This window comes from Nitratiruptor sp. YY08-26 (assembly GCF_016593215.1).
Classification (GTDB): Bacteria; Campylobacterota; Campylobacteria; order Campylobacterales; family Nitratiruptoraceae; genus Nitratiruptor; species Nitratiruptor tergarcus.
Genome location: NZ_AP023063.1, coordinates 610554 through 626036, shown reverse-complemented (window position 1 = coordinate 626036; position 15483 = coordinate 610554). Strand labels below are relative to the sequence as shown.

Here is a 15483-nt window from a genome sequence, read left to right as displayed (position 1 = left end):
CTATGCATATACAAATAACAGAAGATATGCAAGAGATTCTGGATGAGTTTATACAAGAAGCTGAAGAGATCCTAGAAAATCTCGACCAAGAGCTCATAGAGTTGGAAAATGATCCTACAAACAAAGAGTTACTCAACCAGATTTTTCGGGGTATGCATACCCTCAAAGGTGGGGCAGGTTTTTTAGGCTTAGAAAGCATCATCAATCTTGCCCACATCATCGAAAGTATTTTCGACAAACTTCGCAATGATGAACTCCAGCTCAATTCAGATATGATGGATACCATTTTGGAAGGTATCGATATTATCAAAAACTCTATCGAAACACTCAAAACACAAAATGAGATTCCAGACACACAAGATATTCAAAGCATACTGGATAAACTTAATGATATTCTTAAAGGAAAAGAAATAACATCAACACAAGAAAAGACTGTAAAAGATGCAGCACCTCAAACGCAAGAAGAAACAACTCAATCACATAATGAAGACCAAGAAGCATCCGTAGCACAGATAGATAAAGAGATTGAAATTGTATTTCATGAAGATGTAGATCCAGATATCCAAAAACTCATCTTGCAATATCCAGATAAATCTATGATAGAGATCCTCGATGAACTCATACTGCTTCCACCAGAAGAGCGAGATATGGATCTCATCGCAAAACTTGATGAACTCATTCAGCAAGGCAAAGATGTAGAGGATCTCATTGCACAAAAAATTGTAAAAGAAAAAAAAGAGCTTGAAGAAAAAACAATTGAAGAAAAGTGCGAGGTTGTAGAAGCACCTCAAGAAGAAAAGAAGCAAAAAGCTCCAGCACCATCTCCCAAAGCACCAGTCAAAAAGGCAAAAAAAGAGGAAGGAGAGACGATACGGATCGATATAGAGAGAGTCTCTACACTCATGAATCTGGTGGGAGAACTTGTTTTAGATCGCAACCGTATTGTCAAACTTACATCCAGACTTAACACTACACAAGATGATACAGAAGTTATCGAAGAACTTAGTGAAGCAATAGCTGGTATGAGTAGAAGTGTTTCAGATCTCCAAGAAGTCGTAATGAAACTGCGCATGCAGCCAGTAAAACGCATTTTTAGTAAATTTCCTCGCATAGTAAGAGATTTGGCAAAAAAAGTTGGCAAAAAAATCAATCTTGAACTTGAAGGTGAAGATACAGAAATCGATAGAAGTATTCTCAATCAGCTTGAAGATCCGCTCATTCACTTGGTACGTAACTCTATCGATCATGGAATTGAGCCACCTGAAGAGCGCATCGCAAAAGGTAAACCAGAATATGGCACTATTTTGCTCTCGGCACTTCAAGAGGGAGATCGTATCATCGTATCGATTGAGGATGATGGACGTGGAATCGATCCAGATAAAATCAAACAAAAAGCTATAGAAAAAGGGCTTATTAGACCTGAGCAAGCAGAACAGATGAGTGATAAAGAAGCGTTTGAGCTCATTTTTATGCCTGGATTTTCTACAGTGGAAAAGGTAAGCGATTTGAGTGGACGTGGTGTAGGAATGGATGTGGTAGCAAATGTGATTCACTCTTTGCGCGGAGCAATAGAAGTAGAGAGTGAAAAAGATGAGGGAACTAAAATCACTATGAAACTCCCACTTACAGTTGCTATCATACGTACTCTTATGGTGGGCGTTAATAATCGTATATTTGCTATACCGCTTTTTAGCGTTGTTGAGATTATTAAATACCGTCCAGAAGATATCAAAGATGTTGGTATTTATAAATCACTCATGCTTAGAGACGAAGTCTATCTCTTTTTTCATCTCAATGAGCTTTTTGATATAGAAAGTAGCAGTGAAAACAAATTTGTCATTATCATCAACATTGGAGAAAAAAATATCGCTATTGCAGTAGATAATCTCTATGGAGAAGAAGAGATTGTTATTAAACCTCTTGGAGAGATGCTTAAAGATGTAGAAGGTATTGCAGGAGCAACTATTACAGGTGATGGAAAAGTGGTACTGATACTTGACATTAAATCTCTTATCAATGATAAACGTAACGATCTCATAGGAGTCATCTAATGAACGACATTGAAGTATTAGGTCTTAGTGAAACAATAGAAGAAGATCTTAAAGAAGAGCAGCGAGTTATTGCTTTTTTACTTAATAAGGAACTTATTGGCATTGATATCAAAAACATTATCAAAATTACAAAGCGTCTTGATATCACTCCAGTACCTAAAACACCAGAGCATATATTAGGAGTGATGAATCTGCGTGGCAATATTGTACCAGTAGTCAATGTAAAGCAGATGCTGGGGCTTCCTCACGACAAAAAAGAGGAACAAGAATTTATCCTTATTATCGATTCAGCTATTGGCAATATCGGACTTATGATTGATCAAGTTGTAGGCGCTATAACAATAGATGATGAAGAGATACTCCCAGCTCCTATCAACTCTATCGGGATTGATGCTAAATATATCACTGGAGTGGTCGTTACTGATGAAGAGGTAGGTGATAAAAACCTTCTCATACTTCTTGATATTGAAAAACTTTTTCATAAATCTGACCAAGAAAACGAAGAATAAGAGGCTGCCATGAGAAAAAAAGAGTATCTACCTAAAATTTTGGAGACGGGAGCAAATGAACTTGAAGTTATAGATTTTCGTATGTTTGAAGAACTCGAAGATGGGAGTGTTTATGAGTGGGTTTTAGGTGTCAATGTCGCCAAAGTCAAAGAGGTAATCCAGCGCCCCACCAATATATTTCGCTCCCCCGGTATGCCGCCTGAAGTAGAGGGATTAGCAAAAATCCGTGAAGATGTCATACCAATCGTAAATCTGGAAAAGTGGATGAAAATAAAAGCTCCTGCTGACAAAGAGAGCAAATATGCTATAGTTATGGAGTTTTTACGTGAGATTATAGGTATTTTAGTACATGAAGCTAAAAGAATTCGCCGCATCAAGTGGACAGATATTAAAAAACCCCCGGCTAGCGTAGATGAAAAACTGGGAGGAAAAGTTGTAGGGGTAATAGAAATAGAAGATAACCAACTCCTTCTTTTATTAGATTTTGAAGGTATTTTGGATGAACTTGGTATGATAAAAGTTTTCAATGTAGAAGATAAAGATGAATATGGAAAGAGCGAAACATCTTACAATATACTGATTCTCGATGACAGTCCAGTTGCAAGAAAAATTATTCGTAAAATTCTTACACAAGATGGACATAATGTTTATGAAGTAGAAAGCGGAATTGATGGACTCAAATACCTAGAATCACTCAAAGAGGAAGCTCAAAAAGAGGGAAAAGATATAACAGACAAAATACAACTCATAATTAGTGATATTGAGATGCCAGGAATGGATGGGCTGACATTTACAAAAAAAGTAAAAGAAGACCCAGTATTGTCAAAAATTCCTGTAGTTATTAATACATCACTATCTGATAAAGCAACAGTCGATAAAACAAGATTTGTCAATGCAGATGCACATCTTGTAAAATTTGATACAAAAGATCTCTTACATATAGTTCATGAATATGCAATAAAAAAATAGGGAGGATAAATGGCATTACCAGATAAAAACATTAGAATTTTAGTAGTAGATGATGCACCTATGATTCGAAGAATTCTCAAAAACCTTCTCAAAGAGATGGGATTTAGCAATATCGATGAAGCAGAAGATGGTATGGTAGCACTCCAAAAACTTCGCAACCAAAAATATGATTTTGTTATTACTGATTGGAATATGCCAAATCTCACTGGCATTGAGCTTGTTCAAGAGATTAGAAAAGATCCCAATCTCAAATCTTTACCAATAATGATGGTTACAGCAGAAGCAAAAAAAGAAAATATTATACTAGCCCTCAAAAGTGGTGTAAATAACTATATCGTCAAACCTTTCACTCCAGAAAATGTCAAAGCTAAAATCGAGGCAATCTTTTCGGCCAAAAAAAAGTAACAGGAGCACAAAATGAGCAAAAAAGAGCTAAAACTAGAAAATGTAGATGAATGCAGAGAAGATCTCGAAACTTGTATAAGAGAAAAAGAGACGATTTTGAAAAATGGAAAAAGGCAATGGATAAGAAGTGGTATCAATTTAAGTGAAGGTATTTTTAATGCAAGTTTAGTTGCAACTGGAATCTATAATTTTAAAAACCGTTTTTCAAAGTTTAACGATACGTTCCACAAAATCACAAGTACAAGCGAAGAGAGTCTCAAAATCACTGATACTATTATGCATAGTATTTCTGAGATAGAGCAGGCACAGAAAGATACAACCACTGAAATTGAAAATGGCGAAAATATCTTAAATAAAACAAACCAAGATATCTTAGAGTCTGTTAAAGCTATGGACAATCTTACAAAAACCACAGAAGAACTCAAAAGAAAAATCAGTGGTATCGACCATGTGCTCAATGTCATTTTAGAAATCACTGAGCAGACAAACCTCCTTGCACTCAACGCAGCAATCGAAGCAGCCCGAGCTGGAGAAGTGGGACGTGGATTTGCAGTTGTAGCTGATGAGGTCAGAAAACTAGCTGAAAAAACAAGCAAAAGTGCAAGTGAGATACGTGAAGTAACAATTTCAGTTATGGATGAGATGGATAATACATCAAAAGTAGTTGGAAACGCAAAAACAATTGTAGAAGATAGTGCAGAAGGTGCAAGTAATGTACTAAAAACCTTCCGTAAAATTAAAGAGACAAGTAATAGTGTAACCCATCTTATTCAACGCCAAATCCAATATACCAACCAACAAAAAGAGCATATCTATACCTTTAATGACGAAATTTTAAAACTTAATGAAGATCTTAAGCAGGCTCAAGATTTAGCTCATATAACTGGACTCCGTATCTTTTCAACAATCGATTTCATTAATGAAGGAATTGAGAAGTGTGAAGTAAATGAAAAAGATGAGGTGATCACAAAACTTTTTGATGCAATTAAAACACATTCAGTCTATATTATGAATGTTGCAAAAGTTCTTGAAGGTTATGAAAATATCTCTCTTCAAGATTTTACATCTTGCGATTTTGGTAGATGGTTCTATTCTGGAGAGGCGTTTAAAGCATTAAAGCCGTACGGTGATGAGGCAATTGCGCTTCTTGAAGGTACCGAAGACCTTCATAAAAAAGTACATAATATTGCTTTTGAATTAATAAGGCTCCAAAAAGAAGACAAAAAAAATGAAGTTTTTGAAAAATTTGAAGAGCTTGCAGACACAGCTAATGCAATAATAAGAGAACTAACAAAAATAGTAGCAATCATCTCTGCAAAAGAGCTTGAATAAAGGCTGTAAAATGACATATAAATATAATAAAAGAGGGATTGAGCCCAAAAATATTGAATCCCCTTTTGCTCTTGATGAACTTTTTTTTTCTATTACAGATCCTAAAGGAATCATCCTTACAGGAAACGATGTTTTTCAAGAAGTTTCAAAGTTTGACAGAGATGAACTTATTGGCAAACCCCATAATATTATACGCCATCCCGATATGCCACGAGCTATCTTTAAAGCTGTGTGGGATACTATCAAAGCGGGAAAACCTTTTGTAGGATATGTAAAAAATATGGCAAAAGATGGGAGCTACTACTGGGTCTTGGCTGTAATTTATCCTGTTGTAAATGAGGAAGGAAAAATAGAGAAATATATCTCCATTCGCCTTAAACCTTCTTCCAAGATATTTGATCTTATCCCTAATCTTTACAAAGAGATTTTAGAAGTTGAACTCAAAAACGATATGGAGAGCGCACTCTCTTTTATGAGAGAAAAACTACATAAACTAGGATTTGAAACATATGAAAATTTTTCTAAAAAAGCATTTTTTGAAGAGATTCAAAGTAGAGAGAAACTTCTTGATAATCAAAATAACGTCTCATGTCAAACAGATTTAACTCAAGTTAAAGAAAAAAATATAGAGTTTATAGATCTTTTATGTAATCTTCAAACAATCTTTTTCCGTCTCAATCGCTACTTTAATGAAATTTTTGGAAAAGTAAATCTCTTTTTAAATCTCAATGAAGAACTCAACCAAAAAAGCAAGTTTATTTATGAACTTGCAGAAGATATCCGTCTCCTTTCACTCAATGCTTCAATAGAGAGCTATAAAATAAAAAAAGATGGTGTCTCTTTTTCCACCCTCTCACATGAAATGCGAAAAAACGCAGAACTAAGCGAACGAAAGATTTTGCAACTTAGTAAAATCATAGAAAATACAAAAAAAGATATCGAAGATATAGGCTTTAATATCCTCTCCTCTAAACTCATTATTGAGATGATTACCTTCTTTATCAAAGAGATGATTCAAAACCTCTCACAAGCCTCACTCAGCCATGAAAAGCAGCAAGAGGTAATAAATAACATCAATGAACTCTTTGAGCTTTTGCGAATATATGCAAAACACTTAGCAATAAATGTGGATAAATCAAAAAGTCAACTACGTTCAATGTATTACAACATTCAAGAGCTCAATGTTCTCATTAACAGGCTCGACTTTATCCACATCAATGGTCTTATTGAGTCTGCTCATACCAAAGAGGAAGGTGGAGGATTTACTATTATATTTTCACAGATGCTCAAGCTCATAGAGGCTGCAAAGAGTGAGATAATCAACTTAGAAACAAGTATTTCTAGTGCTTCAGAAGAGAATCAAAACGTCAATCTTATTACGCAAATTGCTCAAAGAAAGATAATGAAGTTACAAAAGGAGTATGGTACAGTTTTGAACTCTTATATCTAGTCTAAGATCTTTTCTAACTTTTTAAATGCTTTTTGTAAAATGCGCTCATTATATCTTTCACAATCACTTTTGAGAGATTTTTTAAAACTAAGCCTCTTTATCTCCTCTTTGCTTGCACCCTCATCAATCGCTCTTTTGAGCTCTTCATCTATATCAAGCTCCATATTAGCAAGCTCCCAAAGGGTAATACCAAAAGCACGAGAGTATTTAATAGCATCACTATCTGCTAATACAAGGTAGTTACGATCCTCTTCATCGATATAGTTTATAACACCTTTTGTATCAAAAAAACCGTACTTATCACCTAAAAAAATATCAAATTGCGACTCTATTTCACGCATCTCATTCCATCGATTGAGAGCAAAAACAGTCTTAAGCTCACTATTGGCATTTTTAAGTTTTTGGTAGATGTGAATGGCACTTGTCGCATCAAGCTCCCCATCCATTAACGGAATAACAACTGCATCCAAAGCGTATACCATACCACTATCTATAAGTGCATCAAGAACATATACAGCTGTCTTATTTGCACCTACATCCATAACAATATTATTTTCAAGAAGCAAGATATCACGCAACTCTTCACGAAGATCTTGCCCTGCAACACCTATACGCTCTAGCCATACCAAACGGCTCTTTTCAAAAGAGATACTATCTTCATTTTCATCATCAAGCTCAAAAAATGATACTGGGTTTTGCGATTTTTGGTAGAGAAAGGGAGCCACTAATTGCATGCTGATCGTACTTTTTCCAACACCTCCTTTGGTGTTGATCACAGCAATTTTATAAAATTTTTGCATTATTACCTCTTATTACATCTTTGAGGTAATTATACCAAAAGCGAGGTTTCCCTCGCTTAGTGATTACATCCGCATCCACCACCTTGATGGCCGCCACTTTGTGTATTACCACCAGTAGAGCATGCACTCACACCTGGAGGTGTTGTTGGTTGGATCATCTCGTTGCTCGCCCCTCCCTCTTCATTCACTTTTTCGATAAAGTGCCAGAGTCTGTTTGCAGCTTGATGATAACGCTTTGCCGTTTCACTTTCAGGATGATAGAATACTACAGGTTTTCCCTCATCTCCCCCTTCCCTAATTGCTGGCTCAATTGGAATCTCTCCCAATACACTCGTACCATACTCAAGAGCTACATCATGCGCTGTACCTTTGCCAAAAATATCACTCTCAGTGCTACAATTTGGACAGATAAAACCACTCATGTTTTCTACAATACCAGCAATTGGGATATGGAGTTTTTTGAACATATCAAGACTTCTTCTACTATCGTCAAGACTCACCATCTGTGGCGTTGTAACTGTTACTCCAGCAGTCACTGGTACACTTTGTGCTAAAGTCAGCTGCGCATCACCAGTTCCTGGAGGCATATCGATAAAGAGCACATCCAAATCACTCCATAAAATATCGCGTAAAAACTGCTCAATCGCTTTCATAATCATTGCACCGCGCCAGATAAGTGACTGCCCTTCTTCCATAAGCACACCCATACTCATTACTTCTACACCATATTTTGTCTCAATAGGCTTAACTTTATTGCCAACAACTTCTGGCTGTGCTCCGAGAATTCCCATCATACGAGGAATATTTGGGCCATAAATATCTGCATCAAGGATTCCTACTTTTTTGCCTTGCATTGCAGTTGCGATTGCGAGGTTGACTGTAGTAGTCGATTTACCAACTCCCCCTTTACCACTGCTTATCATCACAAAATTTTTTACTTGAGGAGCGAGATTTTTTCCTCTACTTGATGTCTCTCTAGGCATTTTTGGCTGATGAATATTGACAACAACCTCTTTTGCCCCTTCAAGCTGCAGCTTTTTTGTGATTTCATCACGTAGTTGCTGTGCTACTTCCGGAGCACTTGAAGTGATATCGAGCTCCACAAAAACTCTGTCTCCACTTACTTCTACAGCTTTGACAAAACCAAATGTCACGATATCTTTGGTAAAACCAGGATACGCAACAGTGCTTAAGATCTCTTTTACTTTTGCTTCATTTAGCATTACACTGCTCCTTTATTTTTAATTCGGATAAATTTTATCCTATTTAACTTTAATAGAGATTAATTTTTGAGGTAAATGCAGAATATAGTGCAGCGGAGCTTATGCTCCGTGCTCTTCGAGGATAGTTTGTGTGATTTTATAACTACAAAATTTAGGTCCACACATAGAGCAAAATTCAGCCTCTTTAAAAACATCTTGTGGAAGTGTTTCATCGTGATATTCACGTGCACGATCGGGATCGAGTGCTAGTTCAAACTGCTTATTCCAATCAAAATGATACCTCGCATCACTCATAGCATCATCTACGTCTCTTGCACCTTTTCTTCCTCTTGCAATATCTGCTGCATGGGCAGCTATTTTATACGCTACAATACCTTCGCGCACATCTTGGGCATTTGGAAGGCCAAGGTGCTCTTTAGGTGTCACATAGCAAAGCATACTCGCTCCATACCAGCCTGCCATTGCAGCGCCAATTGCACTTGCAAGATGATCATATCCTGCAGCGATATCGGTAACAAGCGGGCCTAATACATAAAAAGGTGCTTCATGACAGTAGTCACGCTCTATTTTAATATTACGCTCGATCTGATTCATTGGAACATGCCCTGGCCCTTCGATCATCACTTGGACATCTTTATCCCATGCTTTGAGTGTGAGCTCACCTAAAACTTTGAGCTCTTCAAGCTGCGCATCATCGCTTGCATCAGCAAGGCATCCCGGTCGCAAGCTATCTCCAAGAGAGAGGCTTACATCATATTTGCGACAAATATCTAAAATATCATCAAAGGCTGTATAGAATGGATTTTCTTTATGGTAATGCATCATCCACGCCGCCATCAAACTACCACCTCTTGAGACTATTCCCATTTTTCTCTTTGCTACAAGTGGCATGAAGCGGAGTAAAAATCCAGCATGTATTGTAAAGTAGCTTACACCCTGCTGCGCCTGGCGCTCTATGACTTCAAGCATCTTATCAATAGTAAGATCTTCTATTTTATTATTGCAGTCATGGAGGATTTGATAGATTGGTACTGTACCAATAGGCACTTCTGCATTTTTGATAACTTCTTGTCTGATTGCATCAAGATCTCCACCAGTCGAGAGATCCATAATAGTATCAGCACCATATTTTTGGCACACTTTCACCTTTTCAACTTCGCCCTCGATATCGCTTGCTAATGCACTACTTCCAATATTTGCATTGATTTTACACTTTGCTGCAATTCCTATTGCCATCGGTTTTTGATGGATATGATTAACATTAGCAGGAATTATCATGCGTCCACGTGCTACCTCTTTTCGCACTGTCTCAGGCTCCAGCCCTTCAACTTGTGCTACATATTGCATCTCTTCAGTGATAATGCCCTGTTTAGCATAGTACATCTGTGTTTTAACAGTATCATTTTTTCTCTTTTCAACCCATTCTCTTCTCATATTTTTCTCCTTCAAAGCTTAAAGCTAAGGCTGGCTTTTCAAAATATTACTCAAAAAAGATAAAAAAAAGCTTTTATTATGTATAATTTTGTAACATTCAGGGAAAAAGGATAAATATTGTCCGATATCACACTTATGTTACTAGGAGCTGGTGCCTCTTCGCGCTTTACACTGCCAGTAAAGAAACAGTGGTTATGGATAGGCGATGAGCCTCTATGGCTCTATGTGTTACACAGATTTACATCTTTTGCACAATTTAACAATATCATACTTACAGCCCATCCTCAAGAAAAACCACTTTTTGAAAAGTATAGTAATGCTTTGGTCATACCAGGTGGAAATACAAGACAAGAATCAATACGCAATGCTCTTGAGCAGGTAAGAAGCGAATATGTCCTTATTAGCGATATAGCAAGAGTCTGTGTGCAAAAAGAGGTGATAGAAAGAATCCTTGAACAAAAAGGCAAAGCAGATTGCATTGCTCCCTATGTACCGGCAGTAGATACTGTTGTGTATAAAAATGAAACAATTGATAGAAGTGAAGTAAAACTTATCCAGACTCCACAGCTCTCTCGCACAAAAACATTGCAAGAAGCTCTTTTGCAAGAGAGAGAGTTTACAGATGAGAGCTCAGCCATTAAAGCTTTTGGAAAAGATGTGGTGTATGTATTAGGAAGCGAGAAACAGCGTAAACTTACATACAAAGAAGATCTTCACTATCTTGATTGCCTACAACCCCCAGTAAATACGCAGCGTGTTGGAATGGGATTTGATGTACATGCATTTTGTAAAAATAGGCCTCTGATGCTTTGTGGAGTAGAAGTTCCCTACACCAAAGGTCTTGCTGGGCATTCTGATGCAGATGTAGCAATCCATGCTATTATTGATGCACTTATGGGGGCTGCGGGATTTGGCGATATTGGAGAACTTTTTCCTGATAGCAATATGGAATATAAAGATATTGACTCAAAAGTTTTGCTACAAAAAACTGCTATACTTCTGCGCCAATGTGGATTTACAATCGTGCAGATTGATCTTACTATTATGGCACAAGCACCAAAACTTCTCGATTTTAAACCTGCAATGCAACAAACCATTGCATCACTGCTTGAGCTGCCCCAGCATAACCTTAATATAAAAGCCACAACTACGGAGAAGTTAGGATTTGTAGGACGCAAAGAGGGAATAGCTGCACAAGCAATTGCTACATTGAAATATTTTGATTGGAGAAAAATATGAGAGTATTAATTGTCGAAAATGAGATATATTTAGCTCAAAGCATCTCTGCAAAACTGAGTGAAATCGGTTTTCAGTGTGAACTAGCTGCTGGAATCAAAGATGCTTTGAGTGATAAAAACTATGATGTCATACTACTCTCTACCAACATTAATGGTCAAGATTTTTATCCTGTACTCAACGCTTTTAAAGATAAAATCGTCATTTTACTTGTTACACATCTTACTCACGATACTGTAGCTGAACCGCTGCAAAAGGGAGCCAATGATTACATTATTAAACCATTTATTATGGATGAACTTATTCGCAAAATAAATCACCTCATAGAGCATGAACATCTTAAAAAAGAAAATCTTGCATACAAAGCATATATTGCTCACTCTTTTAAAGGATTACAAATAGACAATATCTCCATCAAAGAACCCCTCCCCCTCTTTATAAAAACAAATTATCAAAAATATGCCGATGCATATGCATTCTCATTTGCTAATCTCTTACAAGAGCCCTTTAAATTCTACTCACTTACTGAAAAAGGGATCTTCAATAAAATCAAAAATGAAAAAGATACACAACTCCTCTATATTAGTGATTTTCAGACACTTAAAAAAAGCGAAAAGCAGCAGTTTTTCGATATTATAAAAGACAAAAGAGCAATTGTCTCCACTACTGAATCTGCAGAAGAGGAGATACCTTTTAAGACAATCTTTCTTAAAAGCGATAACAAAATATTTGATAGGAATGATATTCTCACTATAGATGAGTATGTCAAATATATAATTATAAATTATCAAAACAAATTTCCCGATACTATGCTCTCAAAAAAATTGGGGATTTCTCGCAAAAGCCTTTGGGAAAAAAGGAAAAAATATGAAATCTTTAAGAAAAAATAAAATCTATATCGATAAAGAGGCGCTTGCTTCACTAGCTCTCGTGCAAGAGGGACTTCTCTTTCCAGTCGATAAACTTATGAATGAAAAAGAGACGCAAGAGGTAGATCGCACTAAAGAGTATAAAAATAGAACTTTTCCTTTCTCTTTCATTCTCGCACCCAGTGGAAAAAAGAATCAAGAGGTTATTAAAGCTTTAAAAAAAGGTGATAAAGTCGCACTTGTTGAAAATGATAAAGATGTAGGTGAGATTGAAGTCGAAGAGGTTTTTACAATTGATCCACTACAACGTATCAAAAATATATATGGTACAGATGATATCTCTCATCCAGGTATTAAAAAGAATCTTCAAAGACTTGGAAAATATGCTGTTAGCGGTAAATTTCATGTTATTTTTGATGATTTGAAAAGAACAAAAGAGCTTATCGCAAAAAAGAAAAAAGAGCTTAAAGCAAAAAATGTGGCAGCTATCATGCTTGCAGCAAAACCTCTCCATAGAGCCCATGAAAGACTCATTCGGCTTACTATGGAAAATAGCGACCTTGTAGTACTCTTTTTACTCAAACCCTACACTGAAGATAGATTTTCCTATGAGCTGCGTAAAAAGTGTCTTGAGTATTTTGTGAGTAACTACCTTCCAAAAAATCGTGTCATTATTGCACCATTAGAAAACACCTATATCTTTGCTGGATTTAATGAATTGATTCTCGATGCAATCGTAGCACAAAACTTTGGTTGCACAAAACTGGTTGTAGGAAAAAACCACGCTGGTCTAGGACTTTATTACGATAAAAATAGCGTAAAAAGTGTTTTTGATAATATCAAAGGCATTACTATTGAAATTGAAACAGTAAGTGAGTTTGTATACTGCAATGAGTGTAAAACATTAGTGAGCACCAACACCTGTCCTCACGGTACACATCACCATATCTCCTACCACGCAGACTCTATTTTAGAACTTCTAGAGCTTGGTATTTTGCCGCCTGCAGTTTTAGTGCGCAAAGAGATAAGTGCTATAATTTTGAGTGAGCTCTTTCCAAATAGATTTAAAAATCTTGAAAAACTCTTTGCCGACCTTATACCAAACCCAGGCCTCATAGTCAAACATAATGAAGAAGATTTCTATAAAGAACTCATGAAACTCTATCAAACTACTTCTTTGACATAGGAAAAACCATGCAAAAATGTTTTCTTACAGGATGCTATACTGGACTCCTTCCAAAAGCTCCCGGCACCTGGGGAACGATCTTTGGAGCAGTTTTAGCATGGATTATTTTACTTTTTATGCCTCAATCAACACTCTTTTTGCTTGTTGTTCTCATAACTATTATTGCTATAAAAGAGATTAACAAATATGAAGAAGCAACAAAAACACACGATGATCCTTCAATAGTTATTGATGAGATTGCTGGTATTTGGTTAGCAATCTCAATCCTACCTAGTACCACACTACCTTGGCTTCTATTGAGTGTACTCTTTTTTAGATTTTTTGATATCAAAAAGCCTTCATATATAGGAAAACTTGAAAAACTCCCCGCTGGCATTGGTGTTATGGCAGATGATCTTTTAGCAGGAGTTCTTGCAGGACTATCTACAGGTTTAGTATACGTTGTTTTTACACACAATCTGTTATAATGGAAAAAAAGAGTAGTTATAAAGCATATGTGTTTCGTTCATTTAAGAGTTGTTATCTCTTTCCTGAATCATAGGCTGGTAAAATATGAGAATGAAAGTGACCATTAAAAGGTAAAAATGGCAAGAATTGACAAGATTAAAGAGTTTATTGGCTACTTAAAAGTTATTTTGGGAATATTAGTGGCGATTGACATATCAATTATTGCTTGGCTTTTTAAAAATCAAGAGCATTTAAATCAAATTTAAATTATTTTATCAGTTATTGCTATAATTGTAACAACGATAGGCATTGTAATAGTTAATAAAAAAATCTTGCATAAAATAGACGAGTTGGAGGAGCTATGACGAATACTATTGTGATTTTTGCTGCTTTGTTTGCGTTAGTAGGTATAGCTTACGCCATTTATGATACATTGACACACGATAGTAAGACAAAATCACATTAGAGGAGTAAATTATGAAAAAACTGCTCATATTGCTATTTACTGCACTAGCACTTTTTGCAAGTCCATATACAGGGTTTATGAAGCTCAAAAAGGGTGATTGGGCTAAATATACAATCTATACCGATGAAGGTACATTTTCAATGACTACCAAATTTCTCGGTACCACCGAGTATAAGGGACTCAAAGTCAATATTGTAGAAATAGAGAGTAACGGTATGGTTACGCAATACTGGAGTGCAGTAGGAAATGATAGAGCTATCCAAAAGCTTATAACAAAAACACCTCAAGGTATCATGTGTATGAGTGAAGAGATGATAGGAATGATGAATGCAGATAAAAATGCTGGATACCATACAACAACACCTAAAGAGTATAACCCCAATAAACCGCATATTAAATTTACAACTTACACACTACCAAATGGAAAAAAGATAAAAGTTGCTATATTTAAAAATAAAAACAGTGAAGTTTGGGTAAGCTCTCAAGTTCCTTTTGGTATTGTACTTGCAAAAGAGAATGGAAAGACAGTTATGAAACTTGAAGATTTTGGAAGTGGTGCAAAACCTACAATACCACTTAAAGAGGCGCATAGCTGTACACCTATGGTATTGCCATTTCCAACAATGTAAAAGCGGGCTTACGCCTGCTCTACTTCTTCAAAATCTTGCAAGATTTTATCTAACACTTTTCTAAACTTCTCATAAGCCTCTTTTTTGCCTTCAAAAATTTTCGCACTATGAGGAAAGTTTTGTGCCAATTCATCATAGACAGCAATCTTTTGTTTTGCTGTAGCATCAACTGCATCAATAAAAGCAGCAAACCCTTCCTTGGAGGTAATAGAACGAAGAATGTCTCTGAGCATTCTTTTACGCTCTCGTACCTGTACATCTTCATCAATCATAAGGCCTATCACTTTGATATCTAATCGACTAAAATAGATTCCACAACGTACAGGTGCTAGCATATACTTTTGAATTGTCTCTATAAACCCACTCTCTTCATCCTCGGCCGTTTCACACCCGATTTCACACGCTTCCTCTTTTATATCTTTTACAGCTTTGAGTGCATCAAACTCTTTTTTAATATCATCAAAATTGATATCCATT

16 protein-coding genes and 1 pseudogene are annotated in these 15483 nt (G+C 36.2%); 13 read left to right on the top strand and 4 right to left on the bottom strand.

Features of this window, described 5'->3' with window-relative positions; translation table 11 throughout:
- Positions 1-2 precede the first annotated feature (2 nt).
- The 7 genes and pseudogenes from JG738_RS03525 to JG738_RS03500 all read left to right on the top strand — a co-directional run bounded on the left by JG738_RS03525 (position 3) and on the right by JG738_RS03500 (position 6716).
- On the top strand, positions 3-2051 hold the full coding sequence (locus tag JG738_RS03525) for a chemotaxis protein CheA (protein WP_201338396.1): 2049 nt from the start codon (positions 3-5) through the stop codon (positions 2049-2051).
- Positions 2051-2560: a chemotaxis protein CheW gene (locus JG738_RS03520; RefSeq protein WP_084275506.1), complete on the top strand. Its 510-nt coding sequence runs from the start codon at positions 2051-2053 to the stop codon at positions 2558-2560. The genes JG738_RS03525 and JG738_RS03520 overlap by 1 nt, the downstream gene beginning before the upstream one ends.
- A gap of 9 nt (positions 2561-2569) precedes the next feature.
- Positions 2570-3529 carry a chemotaxis protein gene (locus JG738_RS03515; RefSeq protein ID WP_201338395.1) on the top strand — a complete coding sequence of 320 codons (960 nt, stop codon included), beginning with the start codon at positions 2570-2572 and terminating at the stop codon, positions 3527-3529.
- Between the two features lie 9 nt (positions 3530-3538).
- Positions 3539-3934: a chemotaxis response regulator CheY gene (locus tag JG738_RS03510; protein WP_201338394.1), complete on the top strand. Its 396-nt coding sequence runs from the start codon at positions 3539-3541 to the stop codon at positions 3932-3934.
- A gap of 12 nt (positions 3935-3946) precedes the next feature.
- A pseudogene (locus tag JG738_RS10640) lies at positions 3947-4714 on the top strand (methyl-accepting chemotaxis protein); the annotation flags it as partial.
- Positions 4715-4894: 180 nt separating this feature from the next.
- The gene (locus JG738_RS10635) at positions 4895-5266 is read left to right on the top strand and encodes a CZB domain-containing protein (RefSeq protein WP_255536103.1); all 372 of its coding nucleotides are present in this window, start codon (positions 4895-4897) and stop codon (positions 5264-5266) included.
- A 10-nt stretch (positions 5267-5276) separates the two neighbouring features.
- Positions 5277-6716, top strand: a complete 1440-nt coding sequence (locus JG738_RS03500; RefSeq protein WP_201338392.1) for a PAS domain-containing methyl-accepting chemotaxis protein — start codon at positions 5277-5279, stop codon at positions 6714-6716.
- Here JG738_RS03500 and JG738_RS03495 read toward each other — a convergent pair.
- The 3 genes from JG738_RS03495 to thiC form a co-directional block, all read right to left on the bottom strand.
- The gene (locus JG738_RS03495; RefSeq protein ID WP_201338391.1) at positions 6713-7516 is read right to left on the bottom strand and encodes a ParA family protein; all 804 of its coding nucleotides are present in this window, start codon (positions 7514-7516) and stop codon (positions 6713-6715) included. The two genes, JG738_RS03500 and JG738_RS03495, sit on opposite strands and share 4 nt — an antisense overlap.
- Before the next feature lie 56 nt (positions 7517-7572).
- The gene (locus JG738_RS03490) at positions 7573-8739 is read right to left on the bottom strand and encodes an Mrp/NBP35 family ATP-binding protein (RefSeq protein ID WP_201338390.1); all 1167 of its coding nucleotides are present in this window, start codon (positions 8737-8739) and stop codon (positions 7573-7575) included.
- 99 nt (positions 8740-8838) lie between these two features.
- Positions 8839-10173 (bottom strand): phosphomethylpyrimidine synthase ThiC, encoded by a 1335-nt coding sequence (gene thiC, locus JG738_RS03485; protein ID WP_201338389.1) that lies wholly within the window; start codon positions 10171-10173, stop codon positions 8839-8841.
- 117 nt (positions 10174-10290) lie between these two features.
- Here thiC and JG738_RS03480 point away from each other — a divergent pair, with 117 nt between their 5' ends.
- The 6 genes from JG738_RS03480 to JG738_RS03460 all read left to right on the top strand — a co-directional run bounded on the left by JG738_RS03480 (position 10291) and on the right by JG738_RS03460 (position 15006).
- Positions 10291-11412 carry a bifunctional 2-C-methyl-D-erythritol 4-phosphate cytidylyltransferase/2-C-methyl-D-erythritol 2,4-cyclodiphosphate synthase gene (locus JG738_RS03480; protein ID WP_255536075.1) on the top strand — a complete coding sequence of 374 codons (1122 nt, stop codon included), beginning with the start codon at positions 10291-10293 and terminating at the stop codon, positions 11410-11412.
- Positions 11409-12299: a response regulator gene (locus JG738_RS03475; RefSeq protein ID WP_084275497.1), complete on the top strand. Its 891-nt coding sequence runs from the start codon at positions 11409-11411 to the stop codon at positions 12297-12299. The genes JG738_RS03480 and JG738_RS03475 overlap by 4 nt, the downstream gene beginning before the upstream one ends.
- Positions 12277-13464, top strand: coding sequence for a sulfate adenylyltransferase (locus JG738_RS03470; RefSeq protein ID WP_201338388.1), 1188 nt, complete (start codon positions 12277-12279; stop codon positions 13462-13464). The genes JG738_RS03475 and JG738_RS03470 overlap by 23 nt, the downstream gene beginning before the upstream one ends.
- An 8-nt stretch (positions 13465-13472) precedes the next feature.
- Positions 13473-13931 carry a phosphatidylglycerophosphatase A gene (locus JG738_RS03465; RefSeq protein ID WP_201338387.1) on the top strand — a complete coding sequence of 153 codons (459 nt, stop codon included), beginning with the start codon at positions 13473-13475 and terminating at the stop codon, positions 13929-13931.
- 117 nt (positions 13932-14048) lie between these two features.
- Positions 14049-14177 carry a hypothetical protein gene (locus tag JG738_RS10485; protein ID WP_255536072.1) on the top strand — a complete coding sequence of 43 codons (129 nt, stop codon included), beginning with the start codon at positions 14049-14051 and terminating at the stop codon, positions 14175-14177.
- A gap of 211 nt (positions 14178-14388) precedes the next feature.
- Positions 14389-15006 (top strand): hypothetical protein, encoded by a 618-nt coding sequence (locus JG738_RS03460; RefSeq protein ID WP_201338386.1) that lies wholly within the window; start codon positions 14389-14391, stop codon positions 15004-15006.
- A gap of 8 nt (positions 15007-15014) precedes the next feature.
- Here JG738_RS03460 and JG738_RS03455 read toward each other — a convergent pair whose 3' ends face one another.
- Entirely contained in the window at positions 15015-15482 is a 468-nt protein-coding gene (locus tag JG738_RS03455) for a hypothetical protein (RefSeq protein ID WP_201338385.1), read from the bottom strand.
- Between the last annotated feature and the right edge of the window lies 1 nt (position 15483).